This window comes from Synechococcus sp. CBW1004, from assembly GCF_015840715.1.
Classification (GTDB): domain Bacteria; phylum Cyanobacteriota; class Cyanobacteriia; order PCC-6307; family Cyanobiaceae; genus Cyanobium.
In genome coordinates this window covers 1131756-1151130 of record NZ_CP060397.1, presented here as the reverse complement: position 1 = coordinate 1151130, position 19375 = coordinate 1131756, and the positions used below count along the sequence as shown (strand labels likewise).

The window sequence follows — 19375 nt, the reverse complement described above, 5'->3', positions numbered from 1 at the left end:
AGGCCGGAGCGGTTGTCTCGGCAGACTTTGAGGCACAGGCCCGGGCCAGGGGGGCCTCGCAGCCGGCAGCGCTCAGACGCTCAGCAGGGCCCGCTTGGGGCCGTGGATCGGATCCTCGACCACGATCGTCTGATCGCGATCGGCGCCCAGCGACACGATGGCGATCGGCACTTCCATCAGATCCGCCAGGAAGCGCAGATAGCTCATGGCGGTGGGGGGAAGATCCTCGAGGCTGCGGCAGTCGGCCGTGGAGGTCTGCCAGCCGGGGAGGGTCTCGAAGATCGGCTTGCAGCGGGCGAAATCCTCGGCGGAGCAGGGGAAGTGCTCGATGCGCTGACCGTCGAGCTCATACGCCACACAGACCTGGATCTCGTCGAGCTCATCGAGCACGTCGAGCTTGGTGATCGCCAGGCAGTCGAGGCCGTTCACCTGCACCGAATAGCGGCCGATCACGCCATCGAACCAGCCGCAGCGGCGGCGGCGGCCGGTGGTGGTGCCGTATTCACCACCTCGGTCGCAGAGGTGGTCGTTGAGGCTGCCCTCCAGTTCGGTGGGGAAGGGGCCTTCCCCGACGCGGGTGGTGTAGGCCTTGGCCACGCCGATCACCCGGTCGATCAGGGTGGGGCCTACGCCGGCGCCGATGCAGGCACCGCCGCTCACCGGGTTGGAGGAGGTGACGTACGGATAGGTGCCGTGGTCCAGGTCCAGCAGCGTGCCCTGGGCGCCCTCGAACAGGATGTTCTTGCGCGCCCGGGCCGCCTGGTGGATGGCGCGGGTGCAGTCGACGACGTGCGGGGCCAGGCGCTGGCCATAGGTCACGTATTCGGCGACCACCGCCTCGAAGTCGAGCGGTTGGAGGCCGTACAGCTTCTGCAGGATCTCGTTCTTGTCAGCGAGCACGCCGGCGAGGCGATCGCGCAGGCGCCCCTCATCGAGGATGTCGATGATGCGGATGCCGTTGCGCTCCGATTTATCGGCATAGGTGGGTCCGATGCCACGGCCGGTGGTGCCGATGCGGCGGTCTCCGCGGCGCTGTTCCATCGCCTGATCGAGCAGGCGGTGGTAGGGCATCGTCACGTGGGCTGTGGAGGCGACCGTCAGTCCCGAGACGTCGATTCCGTAGCCGAGGAGCATGTCCAGCTCACCCAGCATCACCTTGGGATCAATGACGGTGCCCGAGCCGATCAGGCAGGTGGTGTCGGGGTAGAGGATCCCCGAAGGAATCAGGTGAAGCTTGAGCACGCGGCCATCCACCACGATCGTGTGGCCGGCGTTGACGCCTCCCTGATAGCGGACGACGACGTCCGCGGAGCGGCTCAGGAGATCGGTGATCTTGCCCTTCCCCTCGTCACCCCATTGCGCACCGATGACGACGACGTTGGCCAAGGACGCAGCGGCCCGCAGCCGCTTCTGAGCAGACGGCGTGAGCCTCTCAGATCACGGGGGGATCCGTCAAAGACCCCCCTTGCCGGCAAGGACCGCGAGGGTCTCAGGTTCCCCGGGTGGCGCTGGCCTCCGCCTTGCGAAGCTCCTTCTCCAGACGCGAGCGCAGGGCGTCGGGCAGGGGGCGGTTCGCATAGGCGCTGTAGTGGCCGGCGAGCGAGTTGAGCGCCGTCTGCATGGTGGTGAAGGAGGCCAGGCCGTTCACGTCGCGGCGCGGGCGGTAGCGGGCGATGTAGTCGTTGATGAGGGTGCGTGCCTCGGTCTCGGCGGCCTGATGGCCCGGGTCGTCCTGGGGAATGGCGATGGTGGTCAGCAGACTCTGGGCCACATTGACCGTGTCATCGATGTAGCTGCCCGTCAGCCCGCCGGCGCTGCTGCAGCCGCTGAGCGCCAGGCTGAGGCAGAGCGCCAGGCAGAGGCAGGCACTCAACAGCGGGCGCAGCACGGCGCGATGCAGGAAGGCGGGCATCAGGGATCCAGCGGTTCGGCGGATCCTAGGTCGGTCGTCTCAGGGCATCTGACGATTCAGGGCGGCCACCAGCTCTTCAGCGGCCAGCTCCTGGCGCTCACCATCGGCGCGCCGCACCAGTTCCACGCGGCCGGTGGCCGCACCCCGGCCGACCACCACCCGCCAGGGGATGCCGATCAGATCGGCATCCTTGAACTTCACGCCCGCCCGCTCGGGGCGGTCGTCGAGGAGGACTTCATGGCCGGCTCTCTGGATCTCGCCATAGAGCTGCTCGGCCAGGGCCACCTGGCCCGCCTCCTGCACGTTGGCGATCACAACGATCACGGAGAACGGGGCGATCGCGGCGGGCCAGATGATGCCGTCCGCGTCGTGGTGCTGCTCCACGGCCGCCTGGGCCAGGCGGGATACGCCGATGCCGTAGCAGCCCATCCAGAGGGGCTCGTCGATCCCCTGTTCGTTGGTGAAGGTGGCCTCGAGGGCCTCGGAGTACTTGCGTCCCAGCTGGAAGATGTGCCCCACCTCGATGCCGCGGGCTGCCTCCAGCCGCTGTGAGGGGTCGTGCTGGCAGCGGTCGCCGGGCTGGGCGGCGCGCAGGTCGACCACCTGGTCCGCGCCCGGTGTCAGACCCAGGCCGGCCCAGCTGGCGCCCACCCGGTGGGTATCGACGCGGTTGGCGCCACAGATGAAGGCCTCCAGGTCGGTGGCGGTGGGATCGAATAGGCGCAGGAAGGAGCGTTCCAGGCGTGGTTTGCGCTCCGGCAGTGTTGCCGCACCGGCCGTTCCTGCCCGCGAATCGACGTTGTCCAGCACCAAGCCCTGGCTGGCCAGCAGCGCATCTTCCAGATCCGGACCCAGATAGCCGAGCGGCAGGGCTGACAGGTCGAGATCGAGTCGCTCCTGCCGCAGCAGCTCGGCCGTCAGCGGCTCCACCCCCAGCAGGGCGCCGTGATCGCCCGCAAGCCTGGCGCTGACCACATTGGCCAGCTTCACCTCATTGAGCTCCTGGTCGCCGCGCAGGCTCACCAGCAGCGGCTGTCGCAGTCCGTCCTCGAAGCGCGCCAGCAGCAGCAGCACCTTGACCAGCTGGCTGGCGTCGAAGCCATGGGCGCGGCACAGCGCCTCGATCGAGGTCTGGCCGGGGGTGGCGAGTGCTTCGCCGGCACCGCTCTGCCGGAGGCCGCCGATCAGAGGAACGGCTTCGGCAGGCAGGGAGACGGCCCGCTCCTGATTCGCGGCGTAGCGGCCATCGGGGCTGGTGAGAATCAGATCCTCACCCGCCTCGGCAGTGACCATGAACTCCTGGCTGGCTGAGCCGCCGATGGCGCCGCTGTCCGCTTCGACGGCCACGGCCCGCAGGCCGCAGCGCTCGAAGATGCGCCGGTAGGCAGTATCCATGTCGGCATAGGTGCGGCGGAGACAGTCTTCGTCGGCATGGAAGGAATAGGCATCCTTCATGATGAATTCCCGACCTCGCATCAGACCGAAACGGGGACGGATCTCGTCGCGGAACTTGGTCTGGATCTGATAGAGATTCACCGGCAGTTGCCGGTAGGAGCGCAGCAGATCACCGGCCAGTGTCGTGATCACCTCTTCATGGGTCGGGCCGAGACCCAGTTCCCGCCCCTGACGGTCCTCAAGGTGGAACATGATCCCCTCGCCGGCCGTGTAGCCGGCCCAGCGACCGCTGCGCTGCCAGAGCTCCGCAGGCTGGAGCTGGGGCAGCAGGGTCTCGAGCGCGCCGGTGCGGTTGAGCTCCTCGCGCACGATCGTGGAGATCTTCTGCAGCACGCGCCAGAGCAATGGCAGATAGGCGTAGATCCCCGCCGAGATGCGACGGATGTAACCGCCACGCAGCAACAGGCGGTGGGAGGGGATCTCGGCTTCGGCCGGCACGTCCCGCAGCGTCACGAGCATCAGCCGGGAGACGCGCATGAGAAGCGGATGGGTCAGGAATCGCGGACCTTATCACCACCGCCGAGGGCCTACTGCGCAACTGTCCGGAGAGATCGGCCCGCCCCGATCACCTCTGCTATGGTCCGGCCCAATCCAGGTTGTCCCAAGGCTGTCTCATGCTTCCTGCCGCCACCGCGATCTCTCCCGCTTCGGCCGGGCATGCCGCGTCGGCAGGTCTCAATCCCTCCGTCTCTGAGACAGCTCCCGAAGCAGGTGATCCATCCGACGGTCTGATCGGCATCGAAGAGGTTCAGAAATGCCTCAACCGATCCCGCGCTTCCGTCTATCGCTACACCAACACCGATCCCCGCAATCTCAATCCGCCCTTCAACCCGCGCAAGCTCAATCCGGAGTACCGCAGCGATCAGAAAGAACCCCTGTTGTTCCACCCCGATGAGGTGGCGCGTTTCGCCCGTGATGTGCTGCGCATCAAGGAAGTCACCGTCGAGGTGCTCAACTCCCCCTCCACGGCCACGCAGCAGCTGCTGAACGCCATTCTCGAGGAGCTGCGCACGATCCGGGAGCGTCTGGATGGGCTTGACTCCGCCCCGGCCGATCTCAGCCGCCTGCGTCAGCAGCACAGTCAGTCCCGTCCAGCCGCCTGAGCTGTTGTTCCCGGCCTCGGATGGCGCCGCATCGCTCGCTGCTGAACCGTCCACCGGGTGCTATCACCACCGGCCGGAACCTGCCAACATGGCAGATGTATCTCTCTGAGCTTTTCCGGCGGACCGCCACGGTGGACGCCCCCCATGGATCAGACCCTTTCCCTGTCCCACCAGACCTCCTCGACCTCGTCCCGGGCCCTTCAGGCCAGCGTCACCACAGCACCGCCGGAGCCTGTTCCTTCTGAGGAGGAGCCCGAGAGTCCCGGCCGAAGTTCGCGCCATGCCAGGCCGAGCGCAGCTGGCCCTGATCCCCTCGCTGAGGGAGTCGCCGCACTGGCTGGGGTCCTGTTGGCTCTCATGGCTGTTGTGGTGCCACTGGCCACCGTGATCGGTGACTCGTCTCCTCCCCCATCAACCGAGGCGTTCCGCGTGGGTTGGTGATCACTGAGGACCGGCACTCCGCTGACCGGGTGGATCAACCCAGCCCGGCGCCCAGCAGGCCGCGCGCGGTGTGGCCGTCAGGCGCGCCGCTGCAGCAGGAAGCCCTGAAAGTCGAGAGCCTGGAAGATGGGGGCCGGGTCGCTGAAGCCCGCGGCTTCCACCAGGGCGCTGAGTCGTGAGAGTCCGATCGGATGCAGTCTCGGGCTGAGGGCGTCCAGCGCTTCGGTGGCACCCTGCAGTCCGCTGGCCCGCTGGAACAGTTGCCAGGCCTGTTCGACCTGGCCCTGCAACGGTGAACGTTCCGGCTGCATCAGATCGACCAGCACCAGCTGGGCTCCGGGTTTCAGAGCCCGGGCCAGGCTGGTGAGGAAGACCAGCTTGCTGCCGTCATCCGCCAGTGACTGCAGCACAAGCACCGACAGCGCACCGTCGAAGCTCGCCTCCAGCGCCAGCTCCTCCACGGTGCTCTGCTGCCAGCGAATCCCCCTGCTGCCGCCGGTGCGATCCAGCCGCTCCCGGGAGGCCTCCAGCATGGCGGCGGAGGGATCGACGGCAGTCAGTTCCCAGTCGGGCCGCTGGGCACAGGCCTCGAGAAGTTCGGCGCCGGTCCCGCAGCCGGCCACCAGCACCGAGGCTCCCTCGCCGGCGGCCAGAGGGGAGGCGGACAGCAGGCTGACCGCCAGCCGGGCCAGGCTGGCGTAGCCGGGGATCAGCTGCTGGACGATCAGGTCGTAGCCGGTCGGTGCGACGTCCGCCTCGGAAGGGGCTGAGGATGCGGCGGTTGGCTTCGGGTCGGTTCCGCTCGACGGCACGGCACGTGGATCGGGGAGCTCATGCTACGGAGACAGCCGCCCATCCCTTCCATGTCGCTCGCCCACCGATTCCCTCGAGGAGGCCGCAGTCGGCGGCAGGTGACGTAAGTTGGGCGGCGCGCTACCCCCGATCGACCGTGCCCACCATTCGCTTCGAACGTGAAGGCCAGCAGGTCGGCTGCATCGAGGGGGCGAACCTGCGCAAGGCGGCCGTCGACGCCGGCATCAATCCTTACAGCGGCATCAACAACTTCCGGAACTGCGGTGGTCTCGGCCAGTGCGGCACCTGCGTCGTCGAGGTGCTGGAAGGTGCCCGCAACCTCTCCCCCCGCAGCGATGTCGAAGAGGTGTATCTCGCTGACCGTCCCGCCAGCTATCGCCTCAGCTGCCGCACGAGCGTCAACGGCGACGTGACCGTGCGCACCCGTCCGTCGGAGGGTGTCGGCAAGGGTTCCAACAGCCTGGTGGGCGCCCTCAAGGCCCTGGTGGGCAAGTGATCACAGGCTGAATTCCCGGCCTGTCAGTTTCAGACAACACTGCCCCGCTTTCAGCGTTGATCAGGCCCCTGTTGTACAGCTATCCGGCCTGCGGCACCTGCCGCAAGGCTCTGGCCTGGCTCCGGGAGCGGGGCGTCGAGGTGGACCTTCGTGACATCACCCGCCAGCCCCCCAGCCAGGGGGAGCTGGCCGTTGCCCTCGAGAGCCTCGGTCGCAAACGGCTGTTCAATACCAGTGGCCAGAGCTACCGGGCCCTCGGTGCCGCCACGGTTCAGGCGATGAGCGATGAGGAGGCTCTCGCCGCCCTGGCGGCTGACGGCAAACTGATCAAGCGCCCCTTCCTGGTGATGCCGGACGGTCGCACGCTCACCGGTTTTCAGATTCCGGAGTGGCAGGCCCTGCTGGATCCATCGACCTGACCGTCAGCAGATCGAGCTCGTCGATCAGACCTTCGATGCCGGCCCTGCTGATCTGGGTCAGATAGGTGCGTTTCACCTCCTCGAGGAAGGCGCAGAGCAGCTGCTGCGACTGTTCCAGTGCCGGACCGTCCTCCAGAGCCTCCGCCAGCTCCTCCCAGAAGCGGTCGATGCAGGCCTGCAGGAGCTCCAGCTGCTGGTCATCGCGCCGTCCCAGCCGCTCACCCGTGCTGCGGGTGAGATCCACCAGGCTGTCCACCATGCCGCCGGCGAGCTGACGGCTGAGTCCCTGCTCCATCTGGAGCAGCGGCTGCAGGCGACGCAGGGGCGGTGGCACCACGGTGTTCTGCAGGCTCTGCTGCAGGGCATGGCCCAGCACACCCTGCAGTTCCGGTGCCAGCCTTGGTGCCACCCGCGCCAGCAGCAGCGGCGCCCAGATGCGTGCCAGCTCCACCAGCTCACGGCTCTCGCTGCTGACGCTCTGGTGGCTGCGTAGCGCTCGGATGCGGCCGGGCCAGCGCCGTGAACGGATCAGGCCCTGCAGGCCGTCGATCAGCTGCAGGGCCAGCACCTCGAACAGCTCCACCGCCAGAAGGGCGACCACGGCGCGGCTGATCACCGCCCGCAGTGGTTCGACGTTGATCAGGCCGCTGCTCTGCAGGCGCTCCAGTACAGGCACCAGTCGCAGCCAGCGCCAGAAGGGCAGCAGCAACGGCAGATCGGTCCAGCGGCGGAGCAGCGCCTCGCTCCAGCTCAGGCCATGCAGCCGTCGCCGCAGCCGCATCACCCGCAGCAGGATGTCCAGGGCGAAGACGCTCTGGAACAGCAGCAGGTCATAACGCCAGAAGTGATCGGTGGGGCGTCCGTTCTCGTCGATCGAACGCCAGTAGTTGGTTTCCACCAGGGCCAGCACCTGCTCCTGCCAGAAGCGCCGCTCCCGCAGCCAGTCCTCGCGGGCGATCCGTTCGGGAGCCAGAAGCAGCCTGACCGCCTCCTTGGCTGAGTCGACATCGGCCCGCTGGCGCAGGCGGTTCTTGATTTTCTCGAGCGTGCCGGTGGCGCCGCTCGCCTCGAACGGATTGCCGTCGATCATCTGCTCGCTCAGCTGGATCTGGCGACGCAGCAGCAGGCTCTGGCTGGCGTTCGGGGCCATTCCGGCACGATGGCCCTGCAGCGCCTCATCGAGCTGGGCGAAGGCCTGCAGATAGGCCTCGGTTTCGCGGTGAGGCTCGATGCCCTTGATCGGATCGACCCAGGGGGTGATGTCGGGGATGGCCTGCAGCGGCAGCACCAGCGGCACCGACGGCAGCGGGTAGAGATTGCGTTGCAGCCAGAAGGTCCGGAGCGGCACATAGGTGAGATCGAAGCCCACCCAGGCCAGGTTGAGGGCGGCCCAGAGGGCCACGAAGCGATCCCAGCCCCGCCAGAGCCTGCTGGCCGGGAGGGGAAGCGCCACGTGCCAGCGGGGGCGAGCCATCGAAATCCCGGGGCTGATGCCTGCCTAATCTGCCTTCTCTGCCGGCCGCCGCCTTTCTTTCTCCTTGCGCTCCTCGGATCCGCTTCGCTCCCAGGGCTCCCCAGGCTCTGACGCCCCTTCCCCCGGCGGCGATCCCGCCCCCTCCGCGGTCAGCGCTCCGCAGTCCGGCGCTCCGCAGTCCGGCGGTCCTGAAGGCCCTGAAGCCACGGAGCCCCCCCGGGAGAGCCCCTGGGCCTTCTGGCGCAGCGTCGTGATCACCCTGGCGGTGGCACTCGGCATCCGCCATTACCTGCTCGAAGCCCGATACATTCCTTCCGGCTCGATGCTGCCGGGGCTGCAGATCCAGGACCGGCTGCTGGTCGAAAAGCTCAGCTTCCGCTCCCGAGCGCCCCGTCGCGGGGAGATCGTGGTGTTTCGCGCTCCGCATCACTTCGATCCGGTGCTCAACAGCCGCGGCAAGCCCTCACCCCTTCAGTGTCTGCTGGTGAACATTCCCGGCATCGGTTCGCTGCCGGGGCTTCAGCAGCCGGCCTGTGATGCCTTCATCAAGCGGGTGGTCGCCCTGCCCGGGGAGCAGGTCAGTGTCGATCCCCGCGGACGCGTGCGCATCAACGGCCGCGAGCTGGTCGAGCCCTACGTCAGCAACTTCTGCCCCGTCGACAGTCAGGGTCTGGGCCCCTGTCGCACCCTGAACGCCGTGGTTCCGCCAGGCAGCGTGCTGGTGCTGGGCGACAACCGGGCCAACAGCTGGGATGGTCGCTTCTGGCCCGGCACCAACTTTCTGCCCCAGAGCGAGATCATCGGACGCGCGTTCTGGCGCTTCCTGCCGATCAGCAGCTGGGGTCCACTGGGGCCCACCACCAACCCCCCTTCGCCCTGAGACCACTGGCCACGATCGCTCCCTGGACCCCGCCCGGGGGACTCGGATGGTTCGCGGCCAGCGACGTCGAGCGCTCGCCACCGGGAGATGCGTCGGGATCGAAGAGGATCCAGCGGCGGCTGCCCGCCTGCAGACACTCGGGCTTCAGCCCCAGAAAGACGGACGGCCCCCAGCAGAGTCGCTCCCACAGGAGCTGTGGCGGCCAGCCCCGTCGCCCCACCAGCTCGCGCCACAGCGAGGCGAGGATGCCGCCGTCGCTCGCCGCCGCCAGGCCGTGGCCGGCGACTCCGGCGCGCCGCTGCTCAAGGCTGAGCAGCATCTCCTCGGCATCAAGCGCCTGGTGATGCACCGCCACCGCTCCGATCAGGCCGGTTTTCAGGGCCCCGATCAGGGCGTCCCGGTCGTCGGGGCCACCCAGGGAGGGCTCCAGCCGCCAGCCGTTGTCGGCCGGGTCCAGCGAGGCGCTGTCGGCCAGCAGATGCCACCAGCACACCGAGGCCGCCGGTGGATTCTGCAGGCGCGCCAGACGGCGCACCGCTTCGGCGGTGGACAGATTCATCAGGCGCAGAGGGGCACCGGGCAGGGCGGAGGCCAGGGCGAGCAGGCTCTCCAGAGGCAGGGTTTCGCTGACCGCCGGATCCACGGGCCAGCCGGCCCGCAGGGCCTCCACCCGCTCGCGCACGAAGCCCTGCTGGCTCAGGGACGGATCGCGGGGGCAGAGCAGCACCGGGTGTTCCCCCATCTCGGCCAGGCGCAGACCGCGCTCCAGCAGGGCCAGGGGCGGCAGGGCCGCTCCTGCCGCCAGGCCGATGGCGCCGCTGCGCAGCTGGTCGTCATGGTCGGCGAGCTCCTGATCGGCGCCTGCCCGACTGAAGCTGCCCCAGCAGTGCAACCGAAGCGGCTCGGGCCAGTCCAGCGTCAGATCTGCGGGCCGATCCCGCCAGGGACTTCCCCAGGGGAGCAGGGCCACCGTGCCGTATCCCTCCGCCGCGGCTGCGTCAGCCAGGCTGTTCAGGGTCTCGGCGCGGCCCTGGAGCGGATCCTCGAGCACGCTGTGGGGATCGACCAGCGGTGGGGCGAGCCAGCAGTGGCCGGCGTCGACGACCCGCAGGCCGGGTTCCACGGGGGCGTCGGATCCAGGGGGAGCCGCATCCGTCAGGCTGCGCAGCACGCCGTCCTGGATGCGCACATCGGCGCAGCGGACGGGGAGGCCCGGGCCTTCCAGCACCTGAACCCTGCGCAGCAGGGTGGGTGGAGCCGCCGCCATCGACCTGGCCTCCACCGGTTCAGAGCGCTCCGGCGGCGGTGCGGTCGAGCACGCCCCCGAGATGGCCCGTGAGGTTCATGCAGGTCACCACCGGTTCGCCGCCCGCCCCATCGGGGTAGTCGATCACGGTGACGCCCCCGTTGCCCTGCTTGATCGCCCAGATCGCCTCGGGGCCGAGGCCGAGCAGGGCGCAGAGGATCGTCTTGTTGACCGCGTCGTGGGCGACCACCAGAGCGGTTTCCTGTGCATCCAGCCCGGCCGCGATGCGGTTCCAGGTGGTCAGTGAGCGCTGCCAGACGTCATGAATGGTTTCCCCCTGGGGCATCTGCACGGTTTCGGGCCGCTCCTTCCAGTCGGTGAGCAGCTGGGGCCAGCCCTCGGCGATCTCCCGCTCCAGCCGTCCCTCCCAGAGACCGTGGCCGATCTCCAGCAGACCGGTGGTGCTTGTCAGCGGCACCCCGGGATGGTCGGCCAGGATCGCCTCCGCGGTCTGGCGCGGGCGGGCCATGGCGCTGGTGTAGGCCCGATCGATCGGGATGGCCGCCAGGAAGCGGCGTGCCGCCTGTGCCTGGGCCCTGCCGTTCTCGTTGAGGGGGATGTCGATCTGGCCCTGGAAGCGACCCTCGCGGTTCCAGTCGGTTTCTCCGTGGCGCACCAGCAACAGCCGCGGGCCGGCCACGCGTCCGGGCAGGCCCTGGACGAGGTGGCTGGTGCCGTTGAGGGATTCCAGCTGCACCAGCGGCTGACCGCTGCCTGTGCCGCCGCTGAGATTGAGCACGGAGATGGAGGCGTTCTCCAGCCGCAGACGCCGGAAGCCGCTGGCCTCGAGACCCAGCAGTGACAGCAGCAGGCAGCGCAGGATGCCGTTGTGGGCCACCACCAGCGCTGTGGCCTGCCGGTCACCGTCGAGGGCGTCGCGGTGCTGATTCAGGAGAGATGCGCAGAAGCGGCCGGCCTGCTCCATCAGCTCGGGCAGGGGCTGGTAGCGGCTGCCATCGGCCCGGCTCAGCTCCAGGGTGTGGGGCGCTTCTCTCCAGAGACGTTCCTGCTCCGGGAAGCGCTCGCGCAGTTCGGTGCGCAGCAGGCCGCTCCAGGGGGAGAGATCGATCTCAAGAAGATCGTCATGCCGTTCGAGTGGCGGAGCCGAGCGCTGCTGGTCCAGAATCAGCCTCGCCGTGTCATGGGCGCGGCTGAGCGGCGAGGTGTAGGCGGCCTCGATCGGCAGTTCCGAAAGGCTCAGCCCGACGGCCCGGGCCTGGGCGGCGCCGTCGTCCGTGAGGGTGGAGAGATCGTCGCGCCCCTGGATCCGGTGCTCGCGGTTGAAGCTGCTCAGTCCATGACGGACCAGCACGAGGCGGAGGGGCACGAAGCGGTTGCAGCGGTGGCTTCCATCGTATGAGAGGCCCTCTGGAGCGCCGGTGGCCCATCCCTCCCCTGCGGAGCCTGTTGGCCGGCCACCCGGGATCCTGGTTGGCCTGGTCGGAGCAGCTGCTGCGTCAGCGGGCCCCGGCCGGGGAGAATTCGGCGGCAGTTCCCGCCTGACTGAGGACGAGCGTTTGAGTCCATCCCCCCGCCCCGCCCCGAGTCAGCCCGAGGCCGCGGCGTTGCCGGGGGCCTCACCCCAGGGTCGTCCTCCCGCCGGCTGGAAGAGTCTGCTGGCCTTGCTGAGCCTGGCGTTGAGTGTGCTGATCTGGCTCAACGGGCTGGCTCAGAGCCTGCAGCGTCCCTCGGTGGGCGACGCGCTCAGCCTGCGTCAGCTGGAGCTCACCGCGCTGGCCGCCGAGGCCGCCGGGGATCGGGCCGAGCCAGGACTGTTCGGGGCGGATCCGCGGGCCGATCTGGTCAAGGCGCTGCGCAGGCTGGGCGAGTCCGCGGCCGTTCCCGTGCCGGTGGCCCAGCGGCTGGAGCTGGCGCTGCTCGAGCGGGGTGACTCCCCCGAGGCTGTCCGCGTGCAGCTGCTGCAGCTGGAGGAGATGGTCGACGCGCCGCGGCGGCCGCTGCTGCAGGCCCTGGCCGGCGGCCGGCCGCTGGATCCGGCCCTGCAGCGCTCGCTGCTCGCCCCCTGGACGCCTTCGCCGTTTCTGAGTCAGCTGGTGTGCGAGCAACTCGGACGGGACCCCTCCGCCTGTCCGGCGGTCCGTTCCGGCGGCCGTCTCCTGCTCCAGTGGGCCGTGGTGACCGTGCTGCCGCTGCCGTTGCTGTTGATCGGTGTGGGGTTGCTGCTGCGGCAGGCGTGGCTGGCCCGCCGTGGACGGCTCAGTGCGGCGCCGCCCCTCAGTGGTCCGCCGCTGGATCTGGTCGATGTGACCCTGCTGATCGCCGGTGGCTTCGTGCTGATCGGAGAGGTGCTGATGCCGCAGCTCCTGCAGGGCCCTCTGGTGGCCCTCCTCTCGGGACTGGCTCTGCCGTTCGCCCTGGAGCAGGGGATCCAGGTGCTGCTGCTCTACCTGGTGCTGATGAGCGCCCCACTGGTCATCCTCGCCGCGATGCTGCGCGGCCGCGGCATGCCCCCGGCCGGAGGCTGGTTGCAATGGCACTGGCGGCCCCCCGCCTCCGCCCTGGCCCGTGCCGCCGCTGCCGTGCTGATGGTGCTGCCGATCGTGGCGCTCTCCGGCTGGCTGATCGAGCGCCTATGGCCGCAGGCCGGTGGCAGCAATCCGCTGCTGGATCTGGTGCTCACCAATCCCGATCCCCGGGCCCTGGCCTGCTTTGCCTTCACGGCGACGCTTCTCGCGCCCCTGTTCGAGGAGACGTTGTTCCGGGGCGTGCTCCTGCCATCCCTGGCCCGCCGCCTGGGCCCGCTGCCGGCGGTCCTGGCGAGCGCGGCGGTGTTCGCCCTGGCCCATCTCAGTCTCACGGAGCTGGTGCCCCTCCTGGTGCTCGGCGTGGGGCTGGGCTGGCTGCGCTGGCGCACGGGCCGGCTGGCAGCCTCGGTGCTGATGCACAGCCTCTGGAATGGCCTGACCTTCCTGAACCTGCTCGTTCTGGCTCGATGAGTTTCCGGCCTGCTTTCGCCGCTCCTTCTGTGGACCTGCAGATCGATGCTTGCCGCATGCCACGCAGGGTGGTTCACTTGCGCAGGTCCAGCTTCGCCCCTGTGGTTGCCACCCTTGCTCCCGCCACCCGGCGTTCCTCGCTGCGCCAGCGCCGCACCGCCTCGCTTCAGCTGCTGGAAGGGGCCCTCTCAGCCCGCAAGGTGGAGCGCCAGGCACCCTGGCTGGCCAACCTGCATCGCCTGACCACCGGTGCACTCGCCGGGCTCGGCATCTCGGTTCTCAGCCTCAGCGCCCTGACCCTGCACTGGCAGAACGAGTGGGCCCGGAACTTCGAGGAGCTCGAAGCCGCCAAGACCCTCGAGCACCGCCTGCAGGAATCCGCCGCTCTGCTTGAGCAGCATCACCTGGCCGCCGTCCGCCGTCCGGGGCAGCTGGTGCCCACCCGCAGTGAAAACCTGATTCATCTCAGCCAACCGCTGCAGACCCGTTCCCAGGGGATCCGTCCGCTCCTGGCCGGCATCTCCCTGCGTCAGATGCCGGCCGGCTACTGATGGCTCCCGCCTCCACCCGTCGCCATCCCCCGGGGGGGAGCGGCCGCAGTCGTTCCCGCGGGACGTCCGCTCCGCGCCCCGGTACGGGTGGTCGCCACGGTGTGGTTCCGATCCAGCCCCTGTCCACCCGTCGTCTGCTGGCGGTCTACGTCCTCCTCGTGGCCTCCCTGCTGGGGCTGGCCGGCCGTCTTGCCTGGCTTCAGGTGCTGCAGGGCGATCGCCTCCAGGCCAAGGCACGCGCCATCCAGACCCACACGGTGCCCCCCCTGAGGCAGCGCCGCACGATCGAGGATCGCATGGGCCGGCTGGTGGCCCTCGATGAGGAGCGCTTCACCCTCTGGGCCCATCCGCGTTACTTCAACCTCCCCGGGGACGATCCCCAGAGCGTGCGCCCTGCGGCCGATGTCGTGACACGTCTGGCCGCGGTGCTGGCCCAGCCCCGCGAGAAACTTCTCACGGCCATCGGCAATCGCCGCAGCGGCGTCAAGCTGGCCACCGATCTCGATGCGGACACCGCCCAGCGGGTGCGTGATCTGGGCATCAGCGGCCTCGATCTCGAGGCCTATCCCCAGAGGGTCTATCCCCAGGGATCGCTCTTCGCCAACGTGGTCGGCTTCCTCAATCTCGAGCGGGTGCCTCAGGCAGGTCTGGAGCAGAGCCGCGACCGGGACCTCAGGCGCCAGGAAACCAGCTTCACGATGCGCCGAGGGGCCGATGGGACCCCGCTGCCGGACGGCATCCAGGCGGGATCCCTGTACGGGGATGACCTGCGCCTCCAGCTCACCCTCGATGCGCGCCTCCAGCAGGTGGCCCAGACCGCTCTCACCCGCCAGGTGAAGCAGTGGAACGCCAAGCGTGGCGCCGCCCTGGTGATGGATGCCCGCAGCGGCGAAATGCTGGCTCTGGTGTCGACCCCCACCTATGACCCGAACCGCTTCTGGAGCTACAACCCCGGTTTGTTCCGCGAGTGGTCGGTCCAGGATCTCTACGAGCCAGGATCGACGTTCAAGCCGATCAACCTGGCCCTGGCCCTGCAGGAGAAGGTGATCGATCCCAAGGGTCGCGTCAACGACGTCGGCCAGCTGAACATCGGGGGCTGGCCGATCTTCAACAACGACCGCAGCGCCTATGGCGTGATCGATTTCCCCACCGTGCTGCAGGTGTCGAGCAACGTGGCGATGGTGGAGGCGATGAGCCGCATGAAGCGCGATCGTTTCTGGACATGGCTTCACACCATCGGCATCGACGTGATGCCGGACACCGATCTGCCCGGAGCGGTGGCGGGACAGCTCAAGAGCCGCAATCAGTTCGTGAACGCGGCCATCGAACCCGCCGTGGCCTCCTTCGGCCAGGGCTTCTCCCTGACACCTCTCAAGCTCACGCAGCTGCACGCGATGCTGGCCAACGGCGGTCGTCTCGTCAGCCCCCACATCACCCGTGGCATGCGCTCCGGGGACGCGCTGGCCAGCTCCAGTGGATCCAGGGGGGTGCAGCTGCTCGATCCGAAGGTCACCCAGACCGTCGTCGAGTGGATGGAAACGGTCGTCAAGAGCGGCACCGGCAAGGGCATGCGCATCCCCGGCTACCGGATCGGCGGCAAGACCGGCACCGCCCAGAAGGCCCGCAACGGTGTCTATATCCCCGGTGCGCGCATCACCAGTTTCGTGGCGGTGCTGCCCGTGAACGACCCGCGCTACGTGGTGCTGGTGGTGGTCGATGAGCCTCAGGGGGGCAACGCCTACGGTTCCACGGTGGCGCTGCCGGTGGCCCGGCAGATCGTGGAGGCGCTGCTGGTGATCGAGAAGATCCCCCCCAGTGAGCCCCTGGCCGCTGCGGTCCCTGCCAAGGCGCTCCCTGCGGTCGGTCAGCGCCGCCCCTGAGACACGGCCCCGGCCTTCATCAGGCTGTGGGCTTTCCCACAAGCACCCCTCACACCGCCCGGCTGGGGCTTTTCCTCTGGCTAGCGTTTCTGCATTGTCCGGTTTCCCCTGAGCCCCCGCCCGATGGCCAACCTGCTCGACCAACTCGCCGCCATGACCGTCGTCGTGGCCGACACCGGTGATATCGAGGCCATCCGCCAGTTCACGCCGCGGGATGCCACCACCAATCCGTCCCTGATCCTGGCTGCCGCCCAGATCCCCACCTATCAGGAGCTGATCGATCGCTCCCTGCGGGAGTCGCGGCAGGCGATGGGAGCCGAAGCCGGCGCCGATGCCGTCGTCAGTGAAGCCCTCGATGAGATCAGCGTCACGTTCGGCAAGGAGATCCTCAAGATCGTTCCCGGTCGGGTCTCCACCGAGGTGGATGCCCGCCTCAGCTATGACACCGAGGCCACCATCGCCAAGGCCCGCAAGCTGATCGGCCTGTATGAGGCCGCCGGCATCGGCCGGGATCGGGTGCTGATCAAGATCGCTTCCACCTGGCCGGGCATCCGCGCCGCCGAGCAGCTGGAGAAGGAGGGGATCCACTGCAATCTCACCCTGCTGTTCGGCTTCGCCCAGGCCGTGGCCTGTGCCGAAGCGGGCGTCACGCTGATCTCCCCCTTCGTGGGGCGCATCCTGGACTGGCACAAGAAGCACAGCGGTCGTGACAGCTATCCCGGCCCTGAGGATCCGGGCGTGATCTCGGTGACGCAGATCTTCAACTACTTCAAGACCCACGGCTACAAGACCGAGGTGATGGGGGCCAGCTTCCGCAACATCGATGAGATCATCGAGCTGGCCGGCTGCGATCTGCTCACCATCTCTCCGGCGTTGATGGATCAGCTGCGTGGCAGCCAGGGTGTGCTGGAGCGCAAGCTCAATGCCCTGGATCCAGCCCCCAGTCAGGAGAAGATCCATCTGGAGCAGGCCGATTTCGAGGCGATGATGGCTGGTGACGCCATGGCCAGCGAGAAGCTCGATGAGGGCATCCGCGGTTTCAGCAAGGCGATCGAGACCCTTGAAGCCCAGCTGGCCCACCGTCTGGCGGTCCTTGAGGGTGGCGCCGCCTTCACCCACGCCGTGCACGAGATCTTCCTGCTCAATGATCTCGACGGCGATGGCTGCATCACCCGTGAGGAATGGCTCGGAAGCGACGCGGTGTTCGATGCCCTCGACACCGACAAGGACGGTCGCCTGGCTCCCGCTGATGTGCGCGGCGGCCTGGGAGCGCCGCTGGCCCTGGGCCGCTGAGCGCTGAAGGCCTCGTCTCTTCTCCTCCACGCTGGCCTTCGGCTCTCCTGCCGGTCGTCTCCGGCCCCCATGGGAGCTCACTGTTCCGCCTACGGCCCCCTCTCTTGCCAGGGCCCCGATTCCCTTCCCCTTCGCTGTCAGGACCCATCCGTGAACGCCCTGGATACCATGCGCGCCCTTGCCAGCAAGGGAGAAGTGCTCGATGTGGAGGCCGGTGGCCTCATCTTCCGGGCCGGTGAGTCCGGCGACTGCATGTTCGGTCTTCTGGAGGGAACCGTGGAACTCACCTGGAACGGTGAGCAGGGCCACGAGACGATCCAGGCCGGGGATGTGTTCGGAGCCGGCGCCCTGGTCACCCCCGACCACCGCCGCTACGGCATGGCACGCGCCGTCACCCCCTGCCGGCTGCTGGTGATGAACCGCGAGAAGTTTCTGTTCGCCGTGCAGGAATCACCCATGTTCGCCATTGAACTGCTGGGCTCGATCGACCAGCGTCTGCGCGATCTCAAGAACTGCGTGCGCAACTGAATCCGTGCGCCGCAGCCATCCTCAGCTCTTCTGAAACAGCAGTCGGCGGATCGCACGCTGGGCAATGTCTCCGTAGCCCATCTCCCCTGAGAGGATCTGGGCGATCCTGCGTGGTGCCGTGGGACGCTTGATCCCGAGCTGGTAGCCCACCTTCGGCAACCGATAGAAGACCTGGGCGATGCGCCGTCCCCAGGCCATTGACTCGCCCCACTCGCTCCGCAGCCGCTGGCTGTAGGCGGCGGGGGCTCCTTCATCGCCGGCGAGCCAGAGGTCCAGGGCCTCGGCCGCCCGACAGCCGCTCAGCAGCGAGGGCCGCAACCCTTCGGCCAGGAACGGATCGCACAGAGAGGCGGCATCGCCCGCCACCAGCAGGCCCGTTCCCGCTTCGCCGCTGCCGTGCAGCGGGTGGTGGCCATCCCACACCCGCAGCTGGCCGCGGTGGCGCACCCCGGCGTCACCGGGCAGACCGAGCGAGGGCAGCAGGGCGCTGAGCACCGCCTCGCTGTCGGCTTCCTGCTGGCCGATGAAGGTGCCGACGCCGATGCTCCAGCCGCCCTGCCTCGGGAAGGCCCAGCAGAAGCCGTGGTGGACCAGGCCGAACTCGAAGCGGGCGGTGTCCGGTTCGGCCACCTCTCCCTCCACCTCGACCGATACGGTGGCGGCATAGCGGGGTCTGGCCGGACCCAGTCCGTGGGCGCCCGCGAGTCGCGACCCGGAGCCATCGGCGATCACCACGGCACGGGAGGTCAACATCTCGCCGTCGGACAGGCCCACACGCCAGAGCCCCTGCTGCCGCTCCAGTCGCTCCGCAGCCAGTGGCTGCAGCAGGCGCCCTCCCGCTGCCACGGCCTGCTCGGCCAGAAAGGCATCGAGGCGGGCGCGTCGCACGATCCAGAACGGGGCGTCACCGGGAAGTTCGGCCACCACCGGATCCTCCAGGCACCAGCTGAAGCGCACCCGGCGGATCACCTGCTCCACCGCCGGGCTGAGATCGAAGGGAAACCAACGCTGCACCGAAGCGGCCATGCCGCCACCACACGGCTTGCCCCGCCCGGCTGGTTCCCGTTCGAGGAGCAGCACTGCACGGCCCCGCGCGGCGAGGTGAAAGGCGGCGGCCGCACCCGCCGGTCCGCCCCCGATGACGATCACCTCAGCATCCATCTCACGTCACCCCTTGCACCGATCTGGCTGCAGGATCCCATCCCGTCGATCGCTCCAGGCGCCTGTCCGATGGCGCTGGCTCCCACGCGTTCATCGCCTGCCCGAGACCGCCCCGGGTTGAACCGGGGCCAAGGGGCTCCCGGTCCATCCGCCCGGGATTCAGACCTTGAGAATGTCCGCCTCCTTTTCAGCCAGGTGCTTCTCCACCTCGGCGATGAAGCGGTCGGTCAGCTTCTGGATCTTGTCCTGCTCGTCGCGGCTCTGGTCTTCGGAGAGCTCGCCGTCCTTCTCCTGTTTCTTGACCTTGTCGATGCCGTCGCGGCGGATGTTGCGCAGGGCCACCTTGCCCTCTTCGGCATACTTGGCCGCCAGCTTGCACAGATCCTTGCGGCGGTCTTCGGTGAGCGGCGGGATGTTGATGCGGATCACCTTGCCGTCGTTGTTGCAGGTGATGCCCAGGTCGCTCATCGAGATCGCCTTCTCGATCAGGGCCAGCGAGCCCCGGTCGAACGGCTGGATCTGGATCGTCTGCGAATCGGGGGTCGAGAGGGTGGCCAGGGCCTTGAGCTGGGTCTCGGCGCCGTAATACTCCACGCTGATGCGATCGAGCAGCGAAGGGTTGGCCCGGCCGGTGCGGATCGTGTTGAAGGTGCGCTGGGTGGCTTCCACCGACTTGCGCATGCTGGCTTCGAGATCCATGGGTGTT

Annotated in this window: 18 protein-coding genes; 9 read left to right on the top strand and 9 right to left on the bottom strand. The window is 68.5% G+C overall.

Translation table 11 applies throughout. From position 1 onward, the window contains the following. Window positions 1-72: 72 nt before the first annotated feature. The 3 genes from H8F25_RS05595 to H8F25_RS05585 form a co-directional block, all read right to left on the bottom strand. Window positions 73-1386 (bottom strand): adenylosuccinate synthase, encoded by a 1314-nt coding sequence (locus tag H8F25_RS05595; RefSeq protein ID WP_197212385.1) that lies wholly within the window; start codon window positions 1384-1386, stop codon window positions 73-75. Between the two features lie 103 nt (window positions 1387-1489). Beyond that, the gene (gene psb27, locus H8F25_RS05590) at window positions 1490-1912 is read right to left on the bottom strand and encodes a photosystem II protein Psb27 (protein ID WP_197212383.1); all 423 of its coding nucleotides are present in this window, start codon (window positions 1910-1912) and stop codon (window positions 1490-1492) included. 39 nt (window positions 1913-1951) lie between these two features. Continuing rightward, window positions 1952-3844 carry a proline--tRNA ligase gene (locus H8F25_RS05585; protein WP_197212381.1) on the bottom strand — a complete coding sequence of 631 codons (1893 nt, stop codon included), beginning with the start codon at window positions 3842-3844 and terminating at the stop codon, window positions 1952-1954. Window positions 3845-3981: 137 nt separating this feature from the next. On the opposite strand from H8F25_RS05585, the gene H8F25_RS05580 reads away from it, so the two are divergent. Beyond that, entirely contained in the window at window positions 3982-4470 is a 489-nt protein-coding gene (locus tag H8F25_RS05580; protein ID WP_197212379.1) for a hypothetical protein, read from the top strand. A 518-nt stretch (window positions 4471-4988) separates the two neighbouring features. On the opposite strand, the gene H8F25_RS05575 is transcribed toward H8F25_RS05580, so the two are convergent. Continuing rightward, on the bottom strand, window positions 4989-5723 hold the full coding sequence (locus H8F25_RS05575) for a class I SAM-dependent methyltransferase (protein WP_197212377.1): 735 nt from the start codon (window positions 5721-5723) through the stop codon (window positions 4989-4991). A gap of 137 nt (window positions 5724-5860) precedes the next feature. Here H8F25_RS05575 and H8F25_RS05570 point away from each other — a divergent pair, with 137 nt between their 5' ends. After that, a complete protein-coding gene (locus H8F25_RS05570; protein WP_197212375.1) occupies window positions 5861-6220 on the top strand; it encodes a 2Fe-2S iron-sulfur cluster-binding protein in 360 nt (119 codons plus the stop codon). 71 nt (window positions 6221-6291) lie between these two features. Then, window positions 6292-6639, top strand: a complete 348-nt coding sequence (locus tag H8F25_RS05565; RefSeq protein WP_231597153.1) for a Spx/MgsR family RNA polymerase-binding regulatory protein — start codon at window positions 6292-6294, stop codon at window positions 6637-6639. Here H8F25_RS05565 and H8F25_RS05560 read toward each other — a convergent pair. After that, a complete protein-coding gene (locus tag H8F25_RS05560; protein WP_197212371.1) occupies window positions 6587-8113 on the bottom strand; it encodes a hypothetical protein in 1527 nt (508 codons plus the stop codon). The genes H8F25_RS05565 and H8F25_RS05560 overlap by 53 nt on opposite strands. A gap of 64 nt (window positions 8114-8177) precedes the next feature. On the opposite strand from H8F25_RS05560, the gene lepB reads away from it, so the two are divergent. Then, window positions 8178-8993, top strand: coding sequence for a signal peptidase I (gene lepB, locus H8F25_RS05555; protein WP_370525827.1), 816 nt, complete (start codon window positions 8178-8180; stop codon window positions 8991-8993). Here the strand turns inward: lepB and H8F25_RS05550 are convergent. Together H8F25_RS05550 and H8F25_RS05545 are read right to left on the bottom strand one after the other, a co-directional pair. Continuing rightward, window positions 8944-10260: a dihydroorotase gene (locus H8F25_RS05550; protein WP_197212369.1), complete on the bottom strand. Its 1317-nt coding sequence runs from the start codon at window positions 10258-10260 to the stop codon at window positions 8944-8946. The two genes, lepB and H8F25_RS05550, sit on opposite strands and share 50 nt — an antisense overlap. Before the next feature lie 19 nt (window positions 10261-10279). Beyond that, window positions 10280-11626: a histidine phosphatase family protein gene (locus H8F25_RS05545; protein ID WP_197212368.1), complete on the bottom strand. Its 1347-nt coding sequence runs from the start codon at window positions 11624-11626 to the stop codon at window positions 10280-10282. A 190-nt stretch (window positions 11627-11816) separates the two neighbouring features. On the opposite strand from H8F25_RS05545, the gene H8F25_RS05540 reads away from it, so the two are divergent. The 5 genes from H8F25_RS05540 (at window position 11817) to H8F25_RS05520 (ending at window position 17508) form a co-directional block, all read left to right on the top strand. Next, window positions 11817-13256, top strand: a complete 1440-nt coding sequence (locus H8F25_RS05540) for a CPBP family intramembrane glutamic endopeptidase (RefSeq protein ID WP_231597152.1) — start codon at window positions 11817-11819, stop codon at window positions 13254-13256. A 101-nt stretch (window positions 13257-13357) separates the two neighbouring features. Beyond that, window positions 13358-13807: a hypothetical protein gene (locus tag H8F25_RS05535; protein ID WP_231597151.1), complete on the top strand. Its 450-nt coding sequence runs from the start codon at window positions 13358-13360 to the stop codon at window positions 13805-13807. After that, window positions 13807-15687, top strand: coding sequence for a penicillin-binding protein 2 (locus tag H8F25_RS05530; RefSeq protein WP_197212364.1), 1881 nt, complete (start codon window positions 13807-13809; stop codon window positions 15685-15687). The genes H8F25_RS05535 and H8F25_RS05530 overlap by 1 nt, the downstream gene beginning before the upstream one ends. A gap of 123 nt (window positions 15688-15810) precedes the next feature. Beyond that, window positions 15811-16980 (top strand): transaldolase, encoded by a 1170-nt coding sequence (locus H8F25_RS05525; RefSeq protein ID WP_197212362.1) that lies wholly within the window; start codon window positions 15811-15813, stop codon window positions 16978-16980. Window positions 16981-17130: 150 nt separating this feature from the next. Beyond that, entirely contained in the window at window positions 17131-17508 is a 378-nt protein-coding gene (locus tag H8F25_RS05520) for a Crp/Fnr family transcriptional regulator (protein WP_197212360.1), read from the top strand. Window positions 17509-17529: 21 nt separating this feature from the next. Here H8F25_RS05520 and H8F25_RS05515 read toward each other — a convergent pair whose 3' ends face one another. Further along, complete coding sequence (locus H8F25_RS05515) at window positions 17530-18669, bottom strand: NAD(P)/FAD-dependent oxidoreductase (RefSeq protein WP_197212358.1); 1140 nt, start codon at window positions 18667-18669, stop codon at window positions 17530-17532. Between the two features lie 159 nt (window positions 18670-18828). Beyond that, complete coding sequence (frr, locus tag H8F25_RS05510) at window positions 18829-19368, bottom strand: ribosome recycling factor (protein ID WP_197212356.1); 540 nt, start codon at window positions 19366-19368, stop codon at window positions 18829-18831. Window positions 19369-19375 lie beyond the last annotated feature (7 nt).

Excerpts from the sequence above, each read along its gene's own strand:
- H8F25_RS05525 (WP_197212362.1), top strand. The coding sequence starts at position 15,811 with ATGGCCAACCTGCTCGACCAACTCGCCGCCATGACCGTCGTCGTGGCC.
- H8F25_RS05560 (WP_197212371.1), bottom strand. The coding sequence starts at position 8,113 with ATGGCTCGCCCCCGCTGGCACGTGGCGCTTCCCCTCCCGGCCAGCAGG.
- H8F25_RS05585 (WP_197212381.1), bottom strand. The coding sequence starts at position 3,844 with ATGCGCGTCTCCCGGCTGATGCTCGTGACGCTGCGGGACGTGCCGGCC.
- frr (WP_197212356.1), bottom strand. The coding sequence starts at position 19,368 with ATGGATCTCGAAGCCAGCATGCGCAAGTCGGTGGAAGCCACCCAGCGC.
- H8F25_RS05550 (WP_197212369.1), bottom strand. The coding sequence starts at position 10,260 with ATGGCGGCGGCTCCACCCACCCTGCTGCGCAGGGTTCAGGTGCTGGAA.
- H8F25_RS05515 (WP_197212358.1), bottom strand. The coding sequence starts at position 18,669 with ATGGATGCTGAGGTGATCGTCATCGGGGGCGGACCGGCGGGTGCGGCC.
- H8F25_RS05580 (WP_197212379.1), top strand. The coding sequence starts at position 3,982 with ATGCTTCCTGCCGCCACCGCGATCTCTCCCGCTTCGGCCGGGCATGCC.
- psb27 (WP_197212383.1), bottom strand. The coding sequence starts at position 1,912 with ATGCCCGCCTTCCTGCATCGCGCCGTGCTGCGCCCGCTGTTGAGTGCC.
- H8F25_RS05530 (WP_197212364.1), top strand. The coding sequence starts at position 13,807 with ATGGCTCCCGCCTCCACCCGTCGCCATCCCCCGGGGGGGAGCGGCCGC.